Annotated in this window: 19 protein-coding genes and 2 tRNA genes; 16 read left to right on the plus strand and 5 right to left on the minus strand. The window is 63.6% G+C overall.

The window, feature by feature from the left end:
- Positions 1 to 14: 14 nt before the first annotated feature.
- The 4 genes from yidC to rpmH are packed head-to-tail and all read right to left on the minus strand — an operon-like array spanning position 15 to position 1,991.
- The gene (yidC, locus tag J2X62_RS08850; RefSeq protein ID WP_310179779.1) at positions 15 to 1,106 is read right to left on the minus strand and encodes a membrane protein insertase YidC; all 1,092 of its coding nucleotides are present in this window, start codon (positions 1,104 to 1,106) and stop codon (positions 15 to 17) included.
- A 4-nt stretch (positions 1,107 to 1,110) separates the two neighbouring features.
- Positions 1,111 to 1,440: a membrane protein insertion efficiency factor YidD gene (gene yidD, locus J2X62_RS08855; RefSeq protein ID WP_027495003.1), complete on the minus strand. Its 330-nt coding sequence runs from the start codon at positions 1,438 to 1,440 to the stop codon at positions 1,111 to 1,113.
- Positions 1,437 to 1,817, minus strand: a complete 381-nt coding sequence (gene rnpA / locus J2X62_RS08860; protein ID WP_032367623.1) for a ribonuclease P protein component — start codon at positions 1,815 to 1,817, stop codon at positions 1,437 to 1,439. The genes yidD and rnpA overlap by 4 nt, the downstream gene beginning before the upstream one ends.
- A gap of 30 nt (positions 1,818 to 1,847) precedes the next feature.
- Entirely contained in the window at positions 1,848 to 1,991 is a 144-nt protein-coding gene (rpmH, locus tag J2X62_RS08865; protein WP_026347786.1) for a 50S ribosomal protein L34, read from the minus strand.
- Positions 1,992 to 2,613: 622 nt separating this feature from the next.
- On the opposite strand from rpmH, the gene dnaA reads away from it, so the two are divergent.
- From dnaA to J2X62_RS08940, 15 genes are all read left to right on the plus strand, one after another.
- Entirely contained in the window at positions 2,614 to 4,146 is a 1,533-nt protein-coding gene (gene dnaA / locus J2X62_RS08870; RefSeq protein ID WP_027495001.1) for a chromosomal replication initiator protein DnaA, read from the plus strand.
- Positions 4,147 to 4,805: 659 nt separating this feature from the next.
- Positions 4,806 to 5,990 carry a DNA polymerase III subunit beta gene (gene dnaN, locus J2X62_RS08875; protein WP_027494999.1) on the plus strand — a complete coding sequence of 395 codons (1,185 nt, stop codon included), beginning with the start codon at positions 4,806 to 4,808 and terminating at the stop codon, positions 5,988 to 5,990.
- Positions 5,991 to 6,094: 104 nt separating this feature from the next.
- Positions 6,095 to 7,021 carry a phosphogluconate dehydrogenase (NAD(+)-dependent, decarboxylating) gene (gene gnd / locus J2X62_RS08880; protein WP_027494998.1) on the plus strand — a complete coding sequence of 309 codons (927 nt, stop codon included), beginning with the start codon at positions 6,095 to 6,097 and terminating at the stop codon, positions 7,019 to 7,021.
- A complete protein-coding gene (recF, locus tag J2X62_RS08885; RefSeq protein ID WP_310179806.1) occupies positions 7,022 to 8,254 on the plus strand; it encodes a DNA replication/repair protein RecF in 1,233 nt (410 codons plus the stop codon).
- A complete protein-coding gene (locus J2X62_RS08890; RefSeq protein WP_094621757.1) occupies positions 8,251 to 8,811 on the plus strand; it encodes a DUF721 family protein in 561 nt (186 codons plus the stop codon). The genes recF and J2X62_RS08890 overlap by 4 nt, the downstream gene beginning before the upstream one ends.
- A 167-nt stretch (positions 8,812 to 8,978) precedes the next feature.
- Positions 8,979 to 9,896, plus strand: coding sequence for a metal-dependent hydrolase (locus tag J2X62_RS08895; RefSeq protein WP_027494995.1), 918 nt, complete (start codon positions 8,979 to 8,981; stop codon positions 9,894 to 9,896).
- A gap of 32 nt (positions 9,897 to 9,928) precedes the next feature.
- On the plus strand, positions 9,929 to 11,026 hold the full coding sequence (locus J2X62_RS08900; protein ID WP_371832719.1) for a 2Fe-2S iron-sulfur cluster-binding protein: 1,098 nt from the start codon (positions 9,929 to 9,931) through the stop codon (positions 11,024 to 11,026).
- 255 nt (positions 11,027 to 11,281) lie between these two features.
- Positions 11,282 to 13,324 (plus strand): DNA topoisomerase (ATP-hydrolyzing) subunit B, encoded by a 2,043-nt coding sequence (gyrB, locus tag J2X62_RS08905; protein ID WP_027494993.1) that lies wholly within the window; start codon positions 11,282 to 11,284, stop codon positions 13,322 to 13,324.
- Between the two features lie 65 nt (positions 13,325 to 13,389).
- Positions 13,390 to 15,933, plus strand: a complete 2,544-nt coding sequence (gyrA, locus tag J2X62_RS08910; protein ID WP_027494992.1) for a DNA gyrase subunit A — start codon at positions 13,390 to 13,392, stop codon at positions 15,931 to 15,933.
- Positions 15,934 to 17,295, plus strand: coding sequence for a DUF3566 domain-containing protein (locus J2X62_RS08915; protein WP_283549470.1), 1,362 nt, complete (start codon positions 15,934 to 15,936; stop codon positions 17,293 to 17,295).
- Positions 17,296 to 17,404: 109 nt separating this feature from the next.
- A tRNA-Ile gene (locus J2X62_RS08920) sits at positions 17,405 to 17,478 on the plus strand.
- Between the two features lie 190 nt (positions 17,479 to 17,668).
- Positions 17,669 to 17,741, plus strand: a tRNA-Ala gene (locus J2X62_RS08925).
- Positions 17,742 to 18,133: 392 nt separating this feature from the next.
- Positions 18,134 to 19,084, plus strand: coding sequence for an acyl-ACP desaturase (locus J2X62_RS08930; protein WP_032367964.1), 951 nt, complete (start codon positions 18,134 to 18,136; stop codon positions 19,082 to 19,084).
- Positions 19,085 to 19,280: 196 nt separating this feature from the next.
- Positions 19,281 to 20,276 carry a GGDEF domain-containing protein gene (locus tag J2X62_RS08935; RefSeq protein WP_310179813.1) on the plus strand — a complete coding sequence of 332 codons (996 nt, stop codon included), beginning with the start codon at positions 19,281 to 19,283 and terminating at the stop codon, positions 20,274 to 20,276.
- Positions 20,277 to 20,398: 122 nt separating this feature from the next.
- Positions 20,399 to 22,030, plus strand: coding sequence for an alpha/beta hydrolase (locus J2X62_RS08940; protein ID WP_310179815.1), 1,632 nt, complete (start codon positions 20,399 to 20,401; stop codon positions 22,028 to 22,030).
- On the opposite strand, the gene J2X62_RS08945 is transcribed toward J2X62_RS08940, so the two are convergent.
- On the minus strand, positions 22,019 to 22,408 hold the full coding sequence (locus tag J2X62_RS08945) for a hypothetical protein (RefSeq protein ID WP_052054687.1): 390 nt from the start codon (positions 22,406 to 22,408) through the stop codon (positions 22,019 to 22,021). The two genes, J2X62_RS08940 and J2X62_RS08945, sit on opposite strands and share 12 nt — an antisense overlap.
- Positions 22,409 to 22,490: 82 nt before the next feature.
- On the opposite strand from J2X62_RS08945, the gene J2X62_RS08950 reads away from it, so the two are divergent.
- Entirely contained in the window at positions 22,491 to 23,027 is a 537-nt protein-coding gene (locus tag J2X62_RS08950; RefSeq protein ID WP_094621787.1) for a peptidylprolyl isomerase, read from the plus strand.
- The last annotated feature ends 19 nt before the right edge of the window (positions 23,028 to 23,046 follow it).

The raw sequence follows: 23,046 nt of genomic DNA on the forward strand, positions 1-23,046 counted from the left end.
TCTCGACGTGTCGGTCAGCGCCGCTTGCGCTTGGTCGACTTGTTCCTGTTCGCCTGCGGTCGCGGTTTGTTCGGCGTGGCAGACCCTGACGAGGACTCCGTCCCGGTGGTTCCGGCATCGGTCGAGGACTCTTCACCTGTCGGTGCCATCTTCGAGAGCTTCGGCCGAGCACCGGGCTTGGGCTTGGTGGTCGAGACCGGCTTCACTCCTGGCTTGGGCGCATTCTCCGAGCGCTTCTCGGCGGCGGCCGCTACCTTGGCGGCCTCTTCCTTGTCGATCTTGCCGAACACCAGGTGCTGCTGCGCGTAGGTCCAGGTGTTGTTGCTGACCCAGTACAGCAGGATGGCGATCGGAAGCAATGCGCCGAAGACGAGGACACCGAGCGGGAACACGTACAGCGCAAGCTTGTTCATGATCGCGGACTGCGGGTTTGCTGCTGCGGCAGCGCTCTGACGTGCGACCGACGCACGTGAGTTCAGGTGCGTCATGATCGCCGCGATGATCATCAGTGGGATGGATACGGCCGCGATGACCCATGTGGACGGAATTGTTGCTCCCGGACCCACAGCGAAAGCGTTGAGCTGATCCTGCGGCATCGTGATCCACGCCGAGATCGGTGCACCGAACAGACGAGCATCGAGGAACGACTGCACATCGGACACGTTGAACGCGTAGTTCGACAGCTCACGATTCTCTTCGGGCGTCAGCCCGAGCTGACCGAAACCGGTGCCGGTGCGGTTGAACGAGCGAAGCACGTGGAACAGGCCGATGAACACCGGTGCCTGTGCCAACACGGGGAGGCAACCCATCAGCGGGTTGAAGCCGTGTTCCTTCTGCAGCTTCTGCATCTCGACGGCCATTTTTTGCTTGTCTTTGCCGTACTTCTTCTGCAGCGCCTTGATCTGCGGCTGTAGCTCCTGCATCTGCCGCGTCGTGCGTACCTGCTTGACGAAGGGTTTGTACAGGATCAGCCGGAGGGTGAAGACGAGGAAGACGACGGACAATGCCCAGGCGAAGCCATTGCTGGGATCCTGGAACACAAAGCCGAACACCTTGTGCCACACCCAGAGAATCCAGGCAACCGGGTAGTAAATGAAGTCGAGCACGGCTCTATGTACTCCTCTGTTCTTCCACTCGCAGGAGATCGTGGTGTTCTTCGGTTTCGGTCAGCTCGGTGACGGTTGCGCGCCACCTACCGGGTTCGGGCACCGGGTCCCAGCCTCCAGAGTGCCAGGGAGCACATTTGAGGAGGCGGACGACTGCCAGGAGCGAGCCCTTCGGCATCCCGTGCACCTGGAGCGCCTCGATGGCGTATTCACTGCAGGTGGGGGAGAAGCGACAGGTAGGGGGCCGCATCGGGGACACATAGGTCCGGTACAACACGATGCAGTAGACGAGAGTTCGAGCAGGAATGGAACGAAGGTTGCCCATGAATGTCATGACGGCGGACCCTTCGGAGCTTCGAGTAGACCGAGCTTCTTCAAACCTGAACGCAGTTGAACGTGTAAATCTGCCGAGGATGCGTGCGCAGCACCTGGAAGTGCTCGAATGACCACGTCGGTGTTCACCGCGAGCCCGTCGATCACCTCGGCACAGATATGCCGAAGCCGGCGCGCAACTCGATGACGAGTTACGGCCGGCCCGACTGCCTTGCTGACGATCAATCCGAAACGTGGCCCATGAACGGTGGATGCGATGTCCTGCTCGTGACGCGCAACTGCGTGTACGACCAGGTCCGATCTACCCATTCGGCGTCCTCGACGCATCACCACGGTGAAGTCACGTGCGCGATGCAGCCGATTCGGCTCAGGAAGCATCCCGAGCTCCAAGCTTCGGACGAACGGTTATCAGGCTGTGAGTTCTTTGCGGCCCTTGCCGCGACGTGCGGAAACGATTGCACGACCCGCACGGGTACGCATACGAAGACGGAAGCCATGAACGCGCGCGCGGCGGCGATTGTTCGGCTGGAACGTCCGCTTGCCCTTGGCCACGGTCAACACTCCTCGAGATTCGAAGACGCCGATCTGTCGGCGCCTGCTGTAAAGGTTCTCAGCGAGTTCGGATGAACTCGCTAGCCTCCCGAGCGAGAAATCCGAGTGAAGACAGACTGTGAGCAGCCAGCAAGCATCGGCCACCTCGCTATTGGGTGACTGTTCGAGAGTACTGATCGAGTCACCGGTGGTCAAACTCGCTCGACATCGACCGATCCGTCGATTCATACACAGGCCACGGACGACGAGACCTGGGACGGGCCGAAGAGTCGACAATATCTGTCGTTCCGCGGCGCCGCGCAACTGGTCGTTGCTGCGATCGAACGACTGACAATGGCTATCGCCGCAGGTCAGACTGTCGTATACGTACTACCACGCCACTCGGTGACGGTTGGGCTCACATCGGTGTCGTTTATCCACACCTGTGGATAATTGTGTGGAAACACAGTTCAGGTGGCATATTCGTACCTTGCGGGGTCCACCGAAGGACCCTTGTCTCGGCCGCGGAGGCGCACGATCGACGACGCTATCCGACGACGCGGTTGCGCGGGTTCGAAACGCCGCACCGAATCGGTTGTCGGAGTCCGGCGAGACCTACAAGCTCGACGACGGAGGGATCGACGTGAACGACGATCCGGATGCGCTTGCGCGCATCTGGCCCGAGGTAGTCGCGGAGCTGACGTCCGACCGACACAGTGGGTCGCCGCTGACCAAGGGCCAGAAGGCCTGGCTCGCGCTGGTCAAACCGCTCACGTTGACTCAGGGCTTCGCTCTGCTCGCCGTCCCGTCGACCTTCGCTCAGGAAGCGATCGAACGTGACCTGCGCGAACCCATCCTGGGAGCCCTGGGGCGTCATCTGGGACAGGGTGTCGAAGGTCTCGGCGTTCGGATCTCCGCCCCCGAGGACGAGAAGCTCGAAACCGAGCGCTCGACGTATCCCGATGCCGTCAGTTCCCCGACGTACCGGCGCCGCGTCCTGACCAGCAGAGACGACGAGCCGTCGGACTCCGAGACCGCCGATTACGAGGAAGTGGACGACGAGCGGGAAGCCCTCGCCAGCGTCCAGAACTCGTGGCCGACGTACTTCACCAAACCACCGGAATCGACGCCACCGTCGTCGGGTGCCAACAGCCTCAACTCGAAGTACACCTTCGACACGTTCGTGATCGGCGCCTCCAACCGGTTCGCGCACGCCGCCGCGGTCGCCATCGCCGAAGCACCCGCCCGGGCGTACAACCCGTTGTTCGTGTGGGGGGCATCGGGCCTGGGCAAGACGCACCTGCTGCACGCGGCCGGTCACTACGCGCAGCGCCTGTTCCCGGGCATGCGCGTCAAGTACGTCTCCACCGAAGAATTCACCAACGACTTCATCAACAGTCTCCGTGACGACCGCAAGGTGGCGTTCAAGCGCCGCTACCGGGAGACCGACGTGCTGCTGGTCGACGACATTCAGTTCATCGAGGGCAAGGAAGGTATCCAGGAAGAGTTCTTCCACACCTTCAACACGCTGCACAACGCCAACAAGCAGATCGTCGTCTCGTCCGACCGACCACCCAAACAGTTGGCGACCCTCGAGGAGCGGCTGCGTACCCGCTTCGAGTGGGGCCTGATCACCGACGTCCAGCCACCGGAGCTCGAGACGCGGATCGCCATTCTGAGCAAGAAGGCTCGGATGGATCGACTCGACGTGCCGCACGACGTCCTGGAGCTGATCGCCAGCCGCATCGAGCGCAACATCCGCGAGCTCGAAGGCGCCCTCATTCGCGTGACGGCATTCGCCTCGTTGAACGGACAGGCCCTCGACCTCACCCTCGCCGAGGTCGTCCTACGTGACCTGATTCCCGATTCGTCCAGCTTGGAGATCAACGCGGCCACGATCATGGCCGTCACCGCGGAGTACTTCGACACCTCCATCGAGGACCTGTGCGGACCGGGTAAGGCCCGAGCGTTGGCCATGGCCCGGCAGATCGCGATGTATCTCTGCAGAGAGCTCACCGACCTGTCGCTACCGAAGATCGGTCAGACGTTCGGCCGAGATCACACGACGGTGATGTACGCGGACAAGAAGATTCGCAAGGAAATGACCGAGCGTCGCAAGGTCTACGACCAGGTCCAGGAGTTGACGGCGCGCATCAAGCAGCGCTCGAAGCGATAGCTCCACAGTCCTTCGGCAACGACGGCGACGGCGCCGATTCCCATCGCGGGGGTCGGTGCCGTCGCCGTTTTCGTCGGTGATCGGTGCCGCCTCGGTTCGACTCGGGCGTCGATCGAACACGATCTCCAGTCGATTCCGGATCGAATCTGGGTCGATTCCGCGCCGATTCTGGGCCGAATCGGATGACATTTCGGAGCCGACGACCATTGATTCACACCTGTGGATAACCATGTGGACAACCGTCGACTTCTGGGGATGGAATGTGGGCGCCTGTGCACCGATGCGATTGGTCCACAGGCAGCCGTCCGTCAACCGCAGATTGGTCCCGAGTTCATCCCCACGACACCACGCCGAGCCACCAGCATCGCGAGGTCTCCATGCACAGATTGCACAGGACCTATTAATACTTCTGTTTTCTCCTTGAAAGAACTTCTTTGAAAACAGGTGTTGGGGAACGATCCGTTCACAGCCCCCTTCCGACGACCGCATCGGTGCCCTTCGCGGCCTCGCCCGAGCTTTCAACTTCGTCTCGAAGGGCATACGGTGTGCTTGCGCTGGATGTGCCAGACTCGTCGTTGCATCGGTTGGAGCCGCGACGATCGTGGTCGCACCGCTCGACTGTGCACACGAATGCCCCGAACGAGAGGAAATGCCGAGCGATGGAGCTTGGAAGTTTGAAGTTTCGCGTTGCTCGTGAAGATTTTTCCGATTCCGTGGCGTGGGTGGCCCGCAGCCTGCCGTCCCGGCCGCCCGTTCCCGTTCTCGGTGGCGTTCTGCTCGCCGCCGACGAACAGGGTCTGACGGTCTCGGGCTTCGATTACGAGGTCTCCGCCCAGGTGAAGGTGTCGGCCGAAGTGGCCACCGCAGGACGAGTTCTGGTGTCGGGCAAGCTACTTGCCGATATCACCAAGTCGTTGCCGAACAAGCCCGTCGACGTCACCGTCGACGGGACTCGCGTTCTCGTCAACTGCGGAAGCGCAAAATTCTCGCTGCCGACGATGCCGGTCGAGGACTATCCTCAGCTACCCGAGTTGCCCAGCAACACCGGTTCGCTGGCCGGTGATGTCTTCTCCGAGGCCATTGCCCAGGTCGCCATTGCGGCGGGCAAGGACGACACGCTTCCCATGCTGACCGGTATCCGTGTCGAGATCGACGGCACCAACGTCGTGCTGGCTGCGACCGACCGATTCCGGTTGGCGGTTCGTGAGGTCGACTGGACTCCCGCCGGCGCCGACACCACCACCGCAGTGCTGATTCCGGCGAAGACTCTGTCCGAGTCGGCCAAGACTCTCGGCGGCAACGCGGGTTCGCCCGTCGAGCTGGCTCTCGGTTCGGGTTCCTCCATCGGGAGCGACGGTTTGCTCGGAATCGTCAGTGACGGGCGCCGCACGACCACTCGTCTGCTCGATGCGGAATTCCCGAAGTTCCGTCAGTTGCTGCCGGCAGAACACACTGCCGTCGCAACACTCGAGATCGCGCCGCTGGTCGAGGCCATCAAGCGCGTGGCACTCGTCGCCGAACGCGGTGCGCAGGTGCGTCTGGAATTCAACGCCGAAGGTGTGCTGCTGTCGGCAGGCGGCGACGATGCCGGCCGCGCCGAGGAAGCTCTGCCGGCCGACTTCCAGGGCGAGGCGCTCACCATCGCGTTCAACCCGGGGTACCTCATCGACGGCCTGTCCTCCTTGCACAGCGAGAAGGTCACGTTCGGTTTCACGACCCCGAGTCGGCCTGCAGTGCTGCGTCCGACGTCGGACGAGGAGCTGGTGCCCGACGATTCCGGCAAGTTCGCGGCGCCTCAGTCCCAATACACCTATCTGTTGATGCCGGTCAGGCTGCCGGGCTGATCCTGCCTGGTTACTGTTGAAGTTGCGGGATCGTACGAGTCGTTCCGCCGGCTCCACTCCCGCTCGACCGGAATTACACCTGACACAGACAAGGACGCTTCCTCATGCAGCTGGGCTTGGTCGGTCTCGGAAAAATGGGCTTCAACATGCGCGAGCGGCTGCGCGAGCACGGCCACGAGGTCATCGGTTACGACCCGAGGCCCGAGGTGACGGACACTCCGTCACTCGCCGGTCTCGCGGAATCCCTCACCGCCCCCCGGGTGGTGTGGGTGATGGTGCCCTCCGGCCAGATCACCCGGGACACCATCACCGGGCTCGGGGATGTTCTCGAACCGGGCGACCTGGTGATCGACGGTGGAAACTCGCGTTTCACCGATGACAAGCCCAACGCAGAACTGTTGGACGCCAAGGGAATCGGGTACATCGATGCCGGAGTTTCGGGCGGTGTCTGGGGATTGAAGAACGGCTACGGCCTGATGGTCGGCGGCGACGACGAGCACGTTGCACGCGCTATGCCGATCTTCGACGCCCTGCGTCCGGAAGGGGAACGCGCGGACGGATTCGTCCACGCCGGCCCTGTCGGTGCCGGGCATTACTCGAAGATGGTGCACAACGGCATCGAATACGGTCTGATGCAGGCGTACGCCGAGGGCTACGAGATCCTCGAGGCCGAAGAATTGGTGCAGGACGTGCAGGGCGTACTGCGGGCCTGGAGCAAGGGCACCGTCGTGCGGTCGTGGCTGCTCGATCTGTTGGTCGAGGCACTCGGTCAGGATCCGGAGTTCAGTGAGATCTCGGGGTACACCGAGGACTCCGGCGAGGGTCGATGGACCGTCGAGGAGGCCATTCGGCATGCCGTACCAGCCCCGGTCATCTCCGCAGCTCTGTTCGCGAGATTCGCTTCGCGACAAGAAGATTCGCCTGCAATGAAGGCAGTGTCGGCGTTGCGGAACCAGTTCGGCGGGCATGCCGTCAAGAAGGCGGATGCGGACGAGACACTGCGCGCACCCGCGCCGAAGAACACCGAGTAAGTGTTCGTCCGGTCTTTGCAACTTCACGATTTCCGGTCCTGGGACGACGTCATCGTCGACCTGGGCCCGGGATCGACCGTGTTCGTCGGGCCCAACGGCCACGGTAAGACCAACCTGCTGGAATCACTCGGTTATCTGTCGACGCTGTCCTCGCACCGGGTCTCGACCGATGCGCCCATGATCAGGGCAGGTGCGTCCACCGCGTTCGTCGGCAGCGCCGTGGTCAACCACGGACGCGAGTTGATCATCGACGTCGAACTGCTCGAGGGCAAGGCGAACAAGGCGAGGATGAACAGGTCTCCGCTGCGTCGACCACGAGAAATTCTGGGTGTACTGCAGAGTGTGTTGTTCGCACCCGAGGACCTCTCGCTGGTGCGCGGCGACCCGAGTGAGCGCCGTCGGTATCTGGACGAGCTGCTCACCACCAGAATTCCTCGAATGGCCGCTGTGCGTGCAGATTACGACAAGGTGCTGCGTCAGCGGTCGGCACTGCTCAAGACCGCCAGCGGGGCGTTGCGCCGAGGCTCGTCGTCCACCGACGGCTCGAGCGCTCTGGCCACGCTCGATGTCTGGGACGGCCATCTTGCTACCCACGGTGCCCGATTGCTGTCGGCCAGAATATCTTTGGTACACGAGCTGATGCCCTTCGTGCAGCAGGCCTACGAGTCGATCGCGCCGGAATCGCGGCTCGCCACGTTGTCCTATCGCTGCAGTCTCGCCGAGGCACTGCCGCCGGAATTCTCCGATGCCGGCCGAGCACCGGAGTCCGACGACGTCGACGTGCTGGAAGCTGCTTTCCTACACCAGCTTTCGGTGATGAGGCAGCGAGAGATCGAACGTGGGGTGTGTCTGGTCGGGCCCCATCGAGACGATCTGGAACTGATGCTCGGCGACCGACCCACCAAAGGCTTTGCCAGCCACGGTGAATCCTGGTCGTATGCACTCTCTCTTCGGCTCGGCTCCTTTTCGTTGCTGCGCGAGGACGGGACCGACCCCGTCCTGATGCTCGACGACGTGTTCGCCGAGCTCGACCGCAAGCGTCGCACGGCCCTGGCGGCGGTTGCGGCCGACGCGGAACAGGTACTGATCACCGCCGCGGTTCCCGAGGACGTGCCACCCGAACTCGATGCACGACGCTACGGCGTCGAAGCTCGTCAGGAATCCGATTCCGGTGCGGCAGGGCGTATTTCGACCATCACCGAGCTGTCGACGTCGGAGAGTGAGGTGTCATGAGCGACGAGACAAATTCACCGGCACCGGATGAGCAGCCGGAGTTGAAGGGCGTCGACCTTGCGCGTCGGGCGCTCGAAGATGCCCGGGCCGCGGCCAAGGCGAGCGGCAAGTCGGTCGGTCAAGGTCGTTCGTCACCGACCGGGGGTGTCCGGGCACTGCGGGGGCGTCGACGACGGGGTTGGTCGGGGGCTGGCCCCGACGATCGAGATCCGCAGGCGTTCGGAGCACTGGCGAATTCGATCGCGTCCAAGCGTGGTTGGTCGGCCAAGGTATCCGAGGGTGCCGTGCTGGGGCGGTGGCCCAGCGTCGTCGGTGAGGACATCTCGGCGCACGCCGACCCCACCGGCCTCAAGGACGGAGTGCTCAGCATCTCCGCCGAGTCGACTGCGTGGGCGACGCAGCTCCGATTGATGCAGTCGCAGATTCTGGCGAAGATCGCGGCGGCGGTGGGCCACGGTGTGGTGACGTCGCTTCGGATCACCGGGCCGACGACGCAGAGCTGGCGAAAAGGCGAGCGACACGTCAAAGGTCGTGGTCCGCGGGACACCTACGGATAGTGACTGTTCCCAATGCGCGTTCGACGTAGCCCCTGGTCCAGGTGATCCTCAACAGATGTTGGGGGCAGTGTTGCTGTGAGACAGTTGGTATGCGTAGCGTGATTCGGGACACGCAACGGTCGGGGGACCGAATACTGTTCCATGCGGCCATCGGACGAGGAGAAGTTGTGTCTGCACCTACGAAGAAGGCGTCGACAACGGCGGTCGACGTCGATGGGACCCCCGAAGACAGAGTGGTTCTGCACGCTCGGAACGTCGAATTCGATTGGGAAACTCTGCCGCTGCACTATATGGACGGCAATCCCCTGGCCACCCACCTGATCAACGTGATGCACCTGCTTCTGCCCGAGGGCGAGGAGTGGTTCGTGCGCACGTTCAAAGAGGCGTTGCCGCTCATCCACGACGATCAGTTGCGCGACGACGTGATCGGCTTCATCGGCCAGGAAGCCATGCATGCACAGGCCCACACCGAGGTCCACGATCAGCTTCGGGCCCACGGCATCGATGTCGATCCGTACGTCGACCAGATGAAGTTCCTGTTCGGACGCGCACTCGGCAATCGCTCGGGCCACGGTCAGAACAGCCTGGTGGAGCGGCTGGCCTTGATCGCGGCCGCCGAGCATCTGACCGCGTTCCTCGGCGACTGGGTTCTCAACGCGCGCGAGCTCGACGAAGCCGACGTCGATCCGGTCATGCTAGATCTGTTGCGGTGGCACGGCGCCGAAGAAGTGGAGCATCGTTCGGTGGCGTACGAGGTGATGCGCTACTTCGACGTTCGGCCGGCCCGGCGTATCCGTACCTACGTGGTCATTGCACCCACTCTCGTCTGGTTCTGGACGCGCGGCGTGCGATACCTCATGAGCCAGGATCCGACGTTGGCGCATCTGTCGCCGAAGGAGCGCACGCCGTCGTTCCGGGAATTCCGACGCGTCGCCAAGGCCGGTCTGTTTCCGACTCCGATGTCCATGGTCAAGGCGTCCCTGCGGTACTTCAAGAGCACGTATCACCCGTCTCAGGAAGGCTCGACGGCCCAGGCCGTGCAGTATCTCGCCACCTCGCCGGCGGCGCGGTCCGCTGATCGATGACCAAACGCACGTTGCGGAGCAGGCTCGACGCGATGGCTCGAAAGGTCGACTCGTTCCGAGTAGGCCGCACGATTCCACAGAATTTGTACGGGCGTGACGAGCCGGATCAGACGGTCTCGCTGGTCACCGATGCACTGGACAAGTGGTTCGCCCTCCTCGACAACGGTGAGTACGACGCCTCGTTCGCGGCCCCTCCCGTCGCGCGTACCCGAGAACTGACACTGGTCTCCCATGACGTTCTGTGCATCGACGAACAGGTCGTCCAGCTGACCTTCGCCGCCGCCGACGGGTCGGCTCTGCCGGCGTGGGCACCGGGAATGCACTTGGATTTCTACCTCCCGTCCGGTCGGCGACGGCAGTACTCCCTGTGCGGATTGCCCAGTGACGACACGTACTCGATTGCAGTACGACTCGTGCCGGACGGCGGCGGCGGATCTCCGGAGATGCACGCGCTGACGGTCGGCACTGCGGTGTCGATCAGGGGGCCGCGCAACGGGTTTCCGTTCGTACCGTCCGAACATGCAGTGTTCGTCGCGGGTGGAATCGGCATCACCGCGATCATCTCGATGGTGCGCCGTGCCCGCGATCTGGGCATGGACTGGCACCTCGTCTACTGCGGCCGCTCCCGCGAGTCGATGCCGTTTCTCGACGAGATCGAGGGCTGGGATCCCGCCCGGGTCACCGTGCGCACCGACGACGTGGACGGCATGCCGTCGAGCATGGATCTGCTGGGCTCGACGGCCCCCGGCGGTTCGGTCTACGTATGTGGTCCGCCGCCGATGATCGACCTCGTTCGCGCCTCGTTCGACGCCCTCCCGGCCACGCATCTGCACTTCGAGCGCTTCTCACCGCCGCCGGTGAAGAACGGGACGGAATTCGAGGTGCAGCTCGTCGATTCCGGCGAAATTCTGTCGGTCGGTGCGGAAGAGACTGCGCTGCATGCCATTCGACGCATCAGGCCGGACGTCGCGTACTCGTGCCAGCAGGGTTTCTGCGGCACGTGCCGGGTGCGAGTGCTCAGCGGAACACCGCAGCATCGAGAGAATCGGTTGACGACCGAGGAGCAGCGGCACGAGATGTTGATCTGCGTCTCGCGGTCGGACGGAGAACGGATCGTCCTCGATCTGTAGCCGAATCGCCGGTTTTACCCTTCATCTTTGTCGTCCGATGTCGAGAAAATGCGCCTGTGAAGCAATCAGGGGCCTTTTAGGGGTGTCATCGTCCCCATGCTGTCGCAGCCACCCAGTACTATGGACCGGTACGACATCAAGCCCGGAACAAACGCATGGACCGAGCACGGCGGAAACGACCGTGCCGACCCTGCGGTAGCACCTACAGCAGGTGTGAGCGGGGTAGTGGACGCGTAGAAGGAGAACCAGCTAACCGTGGCTGCCCAGAAGTCAGGTAACAGTGAGAACAGCAAGGATTACGGCGCTTCGTCCATCACGGTCCTCGAGGGCCTGGAAGCAGTCCGTAAGAGGCCCGGTATGTACATCGGTTCCACCGGTGAACGAGGCCTGCACCACCTGATCTGGGAGGTCGTCGACAACTCCGTCGACGAGGCCATGGCCGGCTACGCCTCCACCGTCGACGTCACCATCCACGAAGACGGCAGCGTCGAGGTCAAGGACGACGGCCGAGGCATCCCCGTCGCCATGCACTCCTCCGGTGTTCCCACCGTCGAGGTCGTCATGACCCAGCTGCACGCCGGTGGCAAGTTCGACTCCGACTCCTACGCCGTCTCCGGCGGTCTGCACGGCGTCGGTATCTCCGTCGTGAACGCACTCTCGACCAAGGTCGAACTGCAGATCGCGCGTGACGGTCACCGCTACAAGCAGACGTACGATTACGCCAAGCCCGGCCCACTCGAGACCGTCGGCGACACCACGGAGACCGGCACCACGGTGCGGTTCTGGGCCGACGGCAAGATCTTCGAGACCCTCGATTACAGCTTCGAGACCGTGCACCGTCGCCTGCAGGAGATGGCGTTCCTCAACAAGGGACTGACCATCAACTTCACCGACGAGCGAGTGGCGGCCACCGACGCGACCGAGGAAGAACTCGGCGAGACCGCCGAGGCACCCAAGACCGCCGAGGAAGAGCAGGCCGACGCGGCCAACGCGAAGCCGGCCAAGGTTCGTAAGCGGACGTACCACTACCCCGACGGTCTGGTGGACTTCGTCAAGCACATCAACCGCACCAAGACCGCGATTCACAACTCGGTCGTCGGCTTCACCGGCAAGGGTGAGGGCCACGAGGTCGAGATCGCCATGCAGTGGAACGCTGGTTACTCCGAATCGGTGCACACCTTCGCCAACACGATCAACACGCACGAGGGCGGTACCCACGAAGAGGGTTTCCGTACCGCGCTGACGTCGACGGTGAACAAGTACGCCATCGAGAAGAAACTGGTCAAGGAAAAGGACGTCAAGCTCACCGGCGACGACATCCGCGAAGGCCTCGCCGCCGTCATCTCGGTGCGAGTCGGGGAGCCCCAGTTCGAGGGACAGACCAAGACCAAGCTCGGCAACACCGAGATTCGCTCGTTCGTGCAGAAGGCGTGCAACGAGCACCTCTCGCACTGGTTCGAGTCCAACCCGGCCGATGCCAAGACAATCATCAACAAGGCGGTCTCGTCCGCGCAGGCCCGCATGGCCGCGCGTAAGGCGCGAGAGTTGGTGCGGCGCAAGAGCGCAACCGATATCGGTGGCCTGCCCGGCAAGCTCGCAGACTGCCGCTCGAACGATCCGAGCAAGTCCGAGATCTACATCGTGGAGGGCGACTCCGCCGGCGGCTCGGCCAAATCCGGCCGTGACTCGATGTTCCAGGCGATCCTGCCGCTGCGCGGAAAGATCATCAACGTCGAGAAGGCCCGCATCGACCGCGTCCTCAAGAACAACGAGGTCCAGTCGATCATCACCGCGTTCGGCACCGGCATTCACGACGAGTTCGACATCGCCAAGCTGCGCTATCACAAGATCGTGCTGATGGCCGACGCCGACGTCGACGGCCAGCACATCTCCACCCTGCTGATGACCCTGCTGTTCCGGTTCATGCGGCCGCTGATCGAGAACGGTCACGTCTACCTGGCCATGCCGCCGCTGTACAAGCTCAAGTGGAGCCGCGGCGAACCGGATTTCGCGTACTCCGACCGCGAGCGCGACGGTCTGCTCGAGGCCGGTATCGCCAACAAGCGCAAGATCAACGTCGAGGACGGCGTCCAGCGCTACAAAGGCCTCGGCGAGATGAACGCCAAGGAGCTGTGGGAAACCACGATGGACCCGGCAGTGCGAGTTCTTCGTCTGGTCACTCTCGACGATGCCGCGGCCGCGGACGAACTGTTCAGCGTCCTGATGGGCGAGGACGTGTCCGCCCGCCGAAGCTTCATCGCGCGTAACGCGAAAGATGTTCGCTTTCTTGACGTTTAGTCGTTTCTCGGACGCACCGCACTCAGTGTCGGTGCGTCCGACGACCGTTTTCGAGGAGATCTTCTATGTCTGACATCACCGAACCGCCGGTCGGGCCCCCGCCGGGCTCGACCACCAACGCCGAGGGCGGCGACCGGATCGATCCGGTCGACATCCAGCAGGAAATGCAGCGCAGCTACATCGATTACGCCATGAGCGTCATCGTCGGCCGCGCGCTTCCCGAGGTCCGCGACGGTCTCAAGCCGGTGCACCGACGTGTGCTGTACGCGATGTACGACTCGGGCTTCCGTCCCGACCGTAGCTACGTGAAATCCGCACGGCCCGTTGCCGAAACGATGGGTAACTACCACCCCCACGGCGACACCTCGATCTACGACGCGCTCGTGCGTCTGGCTCAGCCGTGGTCGATGCGGTACCCACTGGTCGACGGCCAGGGCAACTTCGGCTCCCGCGGCAACGACGGCGCCGCCGCCATGCGATACACCGAAGCGCGTCTGACCCCGCTCGCCATGGAGATGCTGCGCGACATCGACGAGGAAACCGTCGACTTCATCCCCAACTACGACGGCAAAACCCAAGAGCCGACGGTACTTCCGTCGCGTGTGCCGAACCTGTTGATGAACGGCTCCAACGGTATCGCCGTCGGTATGGCCACCAACATTCCGCCGCACAACCTGCGTGAACTCGGCGATGCGGTGTTCTGGGCTCTCGACAACTTCGAGGCCGACGAGGAAGCGACACTCGCGGCCTGCATGGAACGCGTCAAGGGTCCCGACTTCCCCACCCACGGACTCATCGTCGGCGGCCAGGGAATTCAGGATGCGTACTCGACCGGCCGCGGTTCGATCCGCATGCGCGGCGTCGTCGAGATCGAGGAAGACTCCAACGGTCGCACGACGATCGTCATCACCGAACTGCCCTTCCAGGTCAACCCCGACAACCTGATCACCTCGATCGCCGAGCAGGTCCGTGACGGCAAGTTGTCCGGTATCTCGAAGATCGACGACGAGTCCTCGGACCGCGTCGGTATGCGCATCGTCGTGACGATCAAGCGCGACGCCGTCGCCAAGGTCGTGCTCAACAACCTCTACAAGCACTCGCAGCTGCAGACCAGCTTCGGTGCCAACATGCTCTCGATCGTCGACGGCGTGCCGCGCACCCTGCGGCTCGATCAGATGATCCGGTACTACGTCACCCACCAACTCGACGTGATCGTTCGTCGTACGCGGTACCGCCTGCGCAGAGCCGAGGAGCGGGCCCACATTCTGCGCGGTCTCGTGAAGGCGCTCGACGCGTTGGACGAGGTCATCGCCCTCATCCGTGCGTCGCAGACGGTCGATCTCGCCAAGCAGGGCTTGATCGATCTGCTCGACATCGACGAGATCCAGGCGCAGGCAATTCTCGACATGCAGCTGCGGCGCCTCGCAGCACTCGAGCGCCAGAAGATCATCGACGAGTTGGCCGAACTCGAACGCACCATCGCCGACCTGCAGGACATTCTGGCCAAGCCGGAGCGTCAGCGTCAGATCGTGCGAGACGAACTGGCCGAGATCGTCGAGAAGTTCGGCGACGACCGTCGCACGCGCATCATCGCTGCCGACGGCGACGTCAACGACGAAGATCTGATCGCCCGGGAGAACGTGGTCGTCACGATCACCGAGACCGGATACGCCAAGCGCACCAGAACCGATCTGTACCGGTCGCAGAAGCGCGGCGGCAAGGGCGTGCAGGGAGCAGGCCTCAAGCAGGACGACATCGTCAGCAAGTTCTTCGTCTGCTCGACGCACGACTGGATCCTGTTCTTCACCACCAAGGGACGTGTCTACCGGGCAAAGGCGTACGAGCTGCCCGAGGCCAACCGCACGGCGCGCGGACAGCACGTCGCGAACCTGCTGGCGTTCCAGCCCGACGAACGCATCGCGCAGGTCATCCAGATCAAGACCTACGAAGATGCTCCCTACCTGGTGCTCGCCACCAAGGGCGGTCTGGTCAAGAAGTCGCGTCTGACCGACTTCGACTCCAACCGCAGCGGCGGCATCGTGGCCGTCAACCTCCGCGGTGAGGACGAGCTGGTCGGAGCAGTTCTGGCGTCGTCCGACGACGACCTGCTGCTCGTCTCTGCTCAGGGCCAATCGATCCGATTCTCGGCTACCGACGAGGTACTGCGACCCATGGGCCGCGCCACCTCCGGTGTCCAGGGCATGCGTTTCAACGGCGAAGACGAGCTGCTCTCGCTCAACGTGGTCAGCGAGAACAAGTTCCTGCTGGTCGCGACGTCGGGCGGTTATTCCAAGCGCACCGCGATGGAGGACTACCCGCAGCAGGGCCGCGGCGGAAAGGGAGTACTGACAATCCAGTACGACCCCAAGCGTGGCACGCTGGTGGGAGCTCTCATCGTCGACGACGAGGACGAGCTGTACGCCATCACGTCCAGTGGTGGCGTCATCCGGACCGCTGCCAAGCAGGTTCGGAAAGCCGGCCGACAGACCAAGGGCGTGCGGTTGATGAATCTCGGTGAAGGCGACACACTGCTCGCGATAGCGCGCAACGCCGACGAGATCGAACCGGACGCAGCAGGTCCCGAAGACGATGCACCGAAGGAGTCGTAAGTGAGCACTCCCAACCGGCCTGGCAGCAGGCCCGGCCCCACGGGTGGACCGGACGGCAGGGACGCTGCGCAGACCGAGCAGCCATCGCGTCCGGCACCTCCCGAAGGTGCCCGACCGGGAAGTCGCCCCCAGCCGGCGACGCGTCCGGCACCCGCGGCCGGGCGAGGACCGGCACCGCAGCAGGGTGCTCGGCCACCGGCACGCCCGACACAGGGTGGTCCGGCCGGCCCGCCTCGTCCGACGCAGGGACCGCCGCCGCAGCGCCCACCGGCACCGCAAGGTCAGCCGGGTTCTCAGGGTCAGCCGGCACCTCAGGGACCGCCGCCGCGAGCACCTCAACAGGGACCGGCACCGCAGGGACCGGCTCAGTCTCGCCCGCCTCAGGCGGCCAACGGTCGGCCCGGTGAGCCGGGTGCAGCAAACGCCGACGGCGGTCGCCCCGCCAACGGCCAGCCGCCGCAGGGTCAGGGACCGTCCGGTCCCGCATCGCCGCCGCGTCCCGCCAATGACGCTGCTCCGGCCGCCGAGGGGTCAGCCGAGTCGAAGGCTCCGGCACCGACCCAGGCGATACCGACTCAACGCGGAGACGGCCCGCAGGGCGGTTCCGGCACTCCGCCCTGGCAGCGCGGCCCCGGCCAGCGTCCGGCACAGCAGGGGCTCGACGACCGTCAGCAGCCCCAGAACCAACCTCAGACGAACCTGTCCGGGCGCGGCACCGCACTGCCGGCAACAGGTGAGTTCGATCGTTCGACAGTGGCAGCTGCAGCCGCCTCGGCAGCTCCGGGCCAGCGTGAATCGGGCGAGCGTGAATCGGGTGAGGACAAGACCGAACGACGCGAGGCAGCGCGGTCGAAGGCGGCCGTGATCGACGGGCCGACTCGGCACATCGAGCGCAAGGATCTGGCGAAGGACATGCCGGATCTGTCTGCCACCCGGCATCCTGAGCCGACGGCAGCCGATCGCGCAGCCCCCACCGCTATCACGGCGGTACCCAGCGCGGACGGCGATCCTCTGCGGGCGACGATCCAGATTCGCAAGATCGATCCCTGGTCGACGCTCAAGATCGCTCTGGTCATCGCTGTGTCGTTGTTCTTCGTGTGGATGGTGGCCGTCGGCCTGCTGTACGCCGTGCTCGACGGCATGGGTGTGTGGGACCGACTCAACAGTGCCTTCACCGAGATCGTCAACGAATCCGGCGACGGCGGACTCGTCAGCGCCGGTCAGGTGTTCGGCTACGCCGCAGTGATCGGTGTGATCAATGTCGTACTGTTCACCGCACTCACCACGATCGGTGCCTTCATCTACAACCTGTCGTCGGACCTGGTCGGCGGCGTCGAAGTGACGCTGGCAGATCGCGACTGACCAGCACGAACGACTGCCGTATCGGGCCGTTTTGGAAGACAGCGGCCCGATACGGTAATCTCATCCCTCGGTTCGAGGAGAGCAATTCTTCGGCCCGAAGCAGTATCGAGGGCCTATAGCTCAGGCGGTTAGAGCGCTTCCCTGATAAGGAAGAGGTCGGAGGTTCAAGTCCTCCTAGGCCCACACCGAACGAACGAAAAGAGGCAGGACGTGAAAATCCTTCTTCTTGTTGCTTCGGTGGTGATCGCAGTGCTGACAGTATCGAAGGTGCGTTCCACGCGCAGCTCGGAAGGCGTCTGGCATAGCATCTCCACCGGGTGACAATCGCTCGGAGAGAACGTGTAAAGTTCGTGCACGTTCGACAGCAACACCCGGGGCCTTAGCTCAGTTGGTAGAGCGCTGCCTTTGCAAGGCAGATGTCAGGAGTTCGAATCTCCTAGGCTCCACAATCAAAAGGACGTCCATTCCGATGGGCGTCCTTTTTCGTGTCTGCACCCGACTGCCGCTCACCCCAAGTCCACTAGATGTGACATTGACCCCCGAAAAGTCCACCGAACGTGACATTGAGTCCCGGCCGAGTGGCAGGGATGCGTCGACCACTGTTGTGACTCGGACCAACCGCTGTCGAGATCGGTGCCCAGATATCCAGATCATTGTTGGATTCGTTTCGCATCACGTCCGCGGTCCCTAGCGTTCTTCGGGTACAGCAGCGTCGGTTCGCGGATCGACGGGACAGGTCGCGACGGCGCACCGCAGGGGGGTGTGCCGTCGTTCGATCTCGGCGTCTCGGATCGGTCTTCGGTTCGGACGTCTCATATTTCTCGGAGGAGCCCCACAGATGACGCGTGTTCTCGATCATGAAGAGCTGTTGACCGAACTCGACGGCACGTTGGAAGCCAACCTGAATCGCCATCTGTCAATGGCGAAGGAGTGGCATCCGCATGATTACGTGCCGTGGGATCTGGGTCGCAATTTTGCAGCAATGGGCGGAGAGGACTGGTCGCTGGAGCAGTCGTCTTTGTCGGAGTTGGCTCGTACAGCGATGATCACCAATCTGTTGACCGAAGACAATCTGCCGTCGTACCACCGCGGTCTGGCCGACAACTTCTCGTTGGACGGAGCCTGGGGCACCTGGGTGGGCCGTTGGACCGCGGAGGAGAACCGTCACGGGATCGTGATGCGCGACTATCTGGTCGTCACACGCGCCGTCGACCCGGTCGAGCTGGAGCGGGCTCGGATGCACCACATGACCGTCGGTGTCGATGCCCCCATGGACGGCTCCAACTTCTTGCATTCGGTGGCGTACGTGACGTTCCAGGAGCTCGCCACGCGCGTGTCGCATCGCAACACGGGTCTGGCCTGTGGTGACCCGATCGCCGATCGAATGCTGGCCCGGGTGGCCGCCGACGAGAATTTGCACATGATCTTCTACCGGAACCTGGGCGAGGCGTCGCTCGACCTGGTCCCGGACCAGATGGTGCGGGCCATCGCCGATGTCGCGACGGACTTTCAGATGCCGGGACTCAACATGCCGAACTTCCGCAAGAACGCCATGATCCTGGCGAAGCACGGGATCTACGATCTCCGCCAGCATCTGGACGAGGTGCTGATGCCGGTGCTGCGGAAATGGAACATCTTCGAGCGCAACGACTTCAGTGGTGAGGGCGAACGCGATCGCGATCGTCTGGCCGCATTCGTCCAGGATCTCGAGGCGAAGGCGACGAAGTTCGAGGAATCACGCGATCGCCTGTTGGCGCGGGAGGCAGCGCGGGCCGAGAAAGCGTCCTGACCTGCTACGGAATCGCTGCTGCGGGTCGTGATCGAAGCTCGGAGGTGTTAGAGTCCGGTCACGGGTGGGCCCGATGAGGCGATGGTCGTAGTGCGTGGGGAGGGCCGATGGTGCCTGGGGGGAATCGCGTGAGCGGTGGTGTCCGGTTCGTTGCGTGCCTCGGTGAGGCGTCACGCGTAATCGACGGTGTCTGCTGGTGAGCAGATTCAGGTTCGACGAGTCCGGCCGGATGCTGGCGGTATTCGCCGCGGTGACCACGGTTCTCTACATCGCGAACGGCATCGCATCGTGGTCGGACCTGTCCGGCCCGCAGCAGCTCCTCGCCGCGCTCGCAGTGGTTCTGGGGCCGGCGGCGATCGTTGTTCTCGCCAGGGCAGGAGCGCCGAGTCCCAAGCATGCGGTCGGCACCGCCACCGCCCTGTCGGTGGGCGCGCTTGCCTGTGCATTGGGCAGTAGCAACACGATGCCCGCGTTCTTGATCTGTGTGCAAGCGGCGATGTTCCTCGGCATGCACATCGGTGCGTTCTGGTCCGAGCGCGACGCTGGAATATGGGTTGCAGTACTGGCCGTGTCTGCGGTCGTGGGCGCCGCTGTCGCCCCCTACGGCACGCCCTTCATCAGCTACATTCTGGTCGCCCTGGGCATCGTCGGCGCAACGGAAGTCTTTGGGGTGTTCGCGCGTCGAATGCGGTATTCGGCCACTCACGACGCGTTGACGGGCCTGCTCAATCGATTCGGTTTCGAGTCGAAGATCGAGAAGATGTTGCCCGCGTGCGCCGCTCGTGGTCTGACGGTCAGTCTGGCGGTGCTCGATCTCGACAACTTCAAGGAGATCAACGACGAGTACGGCCATATTGCCGGCGACGTGTTGCTCACTCGCGTCTCGAAGGCGTGGAAGGGGCAACTGACGAAACGGGACGTTCTGGGCCGGCTCGGCGGAGACGAATTCGTCCTGTTCATGCCAGGGGTTCTCGAGGCCGAAGCCTGGCAGGTCATCGACGGCTTGCGTCGATCCCATCGAGCCGAGTGGAGCGTCGGTCTGGCGTGTATGCCTGCCGGCCGCCGGTGGGGTGAAATATACCGCGCTGCAGACGCAGACCTGTACCGCGCCAAGCGGAGTCGTCCCCCGAAGGCGTCTCGCCATACCGAGCCCGGCGACGGACATCGCGGGCCGGTACGCAGAATCGTGTAGCGATACACCGATGTGGCCGTCATCCCCAGATTTCATCCACAGCCTGGGGATAGATTTCTCGCTGCACCGTCTCGCTGACGTTGACTCGTCGAGTACGACGACAACGCTGCGGGGGGATTGCGATGGTCACGCTCGATGACGTCAGATCATGGGACAGTCAGGCGCTGACCGCCGTCTCGAATCGGTTCATGCACAGTTGGCGTGAATTGACCGCCGTGCACAGCTCACTGCTGGAGACCGTCGTCGACGACGGATGGCAGGGCCCCGCGGCAACGGCATACCGAGATGCCATCGGAGCTCTCCGTGCGCAGGTGGGGAACTGTGCGACGGAGCTACTGCGGGTAGCGCTGTGCACCGGTCCGGCGGCCATCGACATGGCCGGACTCGTCTCGGCGCTGACCGCTGTGGAAGCGGACGCCGCGCGCGAGCACTTCGATATCCGACGCGACGGTTCGGTGACCGACGTGCTGACGTCGTATTCGGTTGCGCAGCAGGACCTGTCGTCGACCGTTCGCGATCGGCGTCGCCGTTGCACCGAGTTGGCCGAACGCATCACCCAACTGATGCGAGCGGCGACCGCGTTCGACGACGACCTTGCCCGACGCCTCGCCGGCGACATCTCACCGGGGAGCGTGACCACAGCAGGGGAATCGGAAGTGCCGGTCGCTGGGAGCCCGGCCACGAATGCGGCGTTCTGGAGCGCCCTCTCGCCCGCCGAGCGCACTCGACTGCTCGTCGAGCACCCGGCTCTCATCGGCAATCTCGACGGATTACCGGGTCGAGTTCGGGATTCAGCGAACCGTCGGGTACTTGCCAGTGAGCGCATCCGACTGCAGGCTGTTGCGGGTGAACTCGGAAACCAATTGCAGGACAACATTTTCGGAGGATTATTCAGTGATGCTGACGCCGGCTTGGAACAGACGCGAACGCGGTTGAGTTCGCTCGACGCGATCGAGAGCACTCTGGCGCAGGGTGACAGGCAACTGTTGGCGCTCGACAATTCGACGTATGCAGAGACCACTGCCGCGATTGCGGTGGGTGACGTCGACACGGCAACACACGTGGCGGTGTTCGTACCCGGCCTCGGCTCGACGGTCCACGGAGACGCGGTACGTTACGACGGCGACCTGGTGAATCTCAAAACTACTGTGGAGCAGACATTTTCGGAGGATCCGACGCCCACCTTCGCAGCCGTGACGTGGATGAACTACCAGGCACCACAGCTGGGATGGGGCCTGCTCGATCCCGATCGGACCGTCGTATCCGATGCAGCAGCGCACGCAGGGGCGACGCGATTGGTGCCCTTTCTGGAGGGCCTCGACGTGGCCCGGTCGAACGATCCACATCTGTCGGTGCTCGCACACTCGTACGGATCACTGACCGCAGCCGCTGCCCTGCACGAGAGCACCGGCGTCGACGAGTTCGTGGCCCTCGGATCACCTGGCCTCGGCACCGACAGTGTGACCGACCTACAGGTTCCCGACGGTCACGTTTTCGCGGCGGAGGCGCGCGCGGACATCGTTGCTGACATCGGTGCCTTCGGTCGCGATCCCGGCACACTCGATGGAGTGACCCAACTGGCGACCGACGAGGGCGACGGGCGTCCGGGCACCACAGGTCACGGCGACTACCTCACGGACGGTTCGAGCGTCGAACACAACGTCGCGCTGGTCGTCGCCGGCCGGGGTGACGATGCAGAAACCAGGCCCCGGCCGGGCCTGTTCGATCTACTACAGAAGCTGCTATACCTGTGACGTCGACTCGTCTTCGTAATCGACCAGGCTGGGCGGCGCATCTGCGGGCGGCGGCACTTCGTGGCGGCGACGGCTGAGGTAGAACACGACACCTCCGACGGCGACAGCGGCAGCTCCGAGCGCCAGGACGCGACGCTTGTTTCCCGGCGTCCGATCAGCCGTGAGAGCTGCCTTGGTCAGATCGGCCCGGGCAATCCGCTCGGCGGTTGCCGCGCGACGCTGCGCAGCCTGCTTACGCGCCAGGCCGTAGCCGCGCTTGGCGAGGAGCAGGCCCACTCCGGCAGGGCCCTTGCTCACGACGGAAGCGGCACCGAGCAGCGTCGACGCCGCCGTACCGGTGGAGGAGTGAACCCGCTCGGTTTTCGTTGTGCTCGTCATGCCCTCACTGTTCCACAACAGCGCCCCGATCGACCCTCCCAATACACCACCTGTGAACTACCCGGTCGCTCGAGATGGCACGATGGTGAGCGTGACTTCACCAAACAAGACCCAAACGGCAACGCTGCACACCAACCGCGGCGACATCGTCATCGAACTGTTCGGCAATCACGCCCCCAAGACCGTCGCGAACTTCGTCGGTCTCGCGGACGGGTCGAAGGAATACACGACGCAGAACGCGTCGGGAGCCAAGACCGGACCGTTCTACGACGGCGCAGTCTTCCACCGCGTCATCGACGGTTTCATGATCCAGGGCGGCGACCCGACCGGAACCGGCACCGGCGGACCGGGCTACAAGTTCGAGGACGAGTTCCACCCGGAGCTCTCCTTCGACCGCCCGTACCTGCTGGCCATGGCCAACGCAGGCCCCGGCACCAACGGCTCGCAGTTCTTCATCACCACCGGCAAGACCCCGCACCTCAACCGCAAGCACAGCATCTTCGGTGAGGTCACCGACGAGGCGTCCAAGAAGGTCGTCGACGCCATCTCGAGCACGCAGGTCGGCCGCGGCGATCGCCCGGTGGAAGAGGTCGTCATCAACAGCATCACCATCGCCTGATTCGGTTGTAGAAGGAATT

The sequence above is a fragment of the Rhodococcus sp. 3258 genome (genome assembly GCF_031456475.1).
Classification (GTDB): Bacteria; Actinomycetota; Actinomycetes; order Mycobacteriales; family Mycobacteriaceae; genus Rhodococcoides; species Rhodococcoides fascians.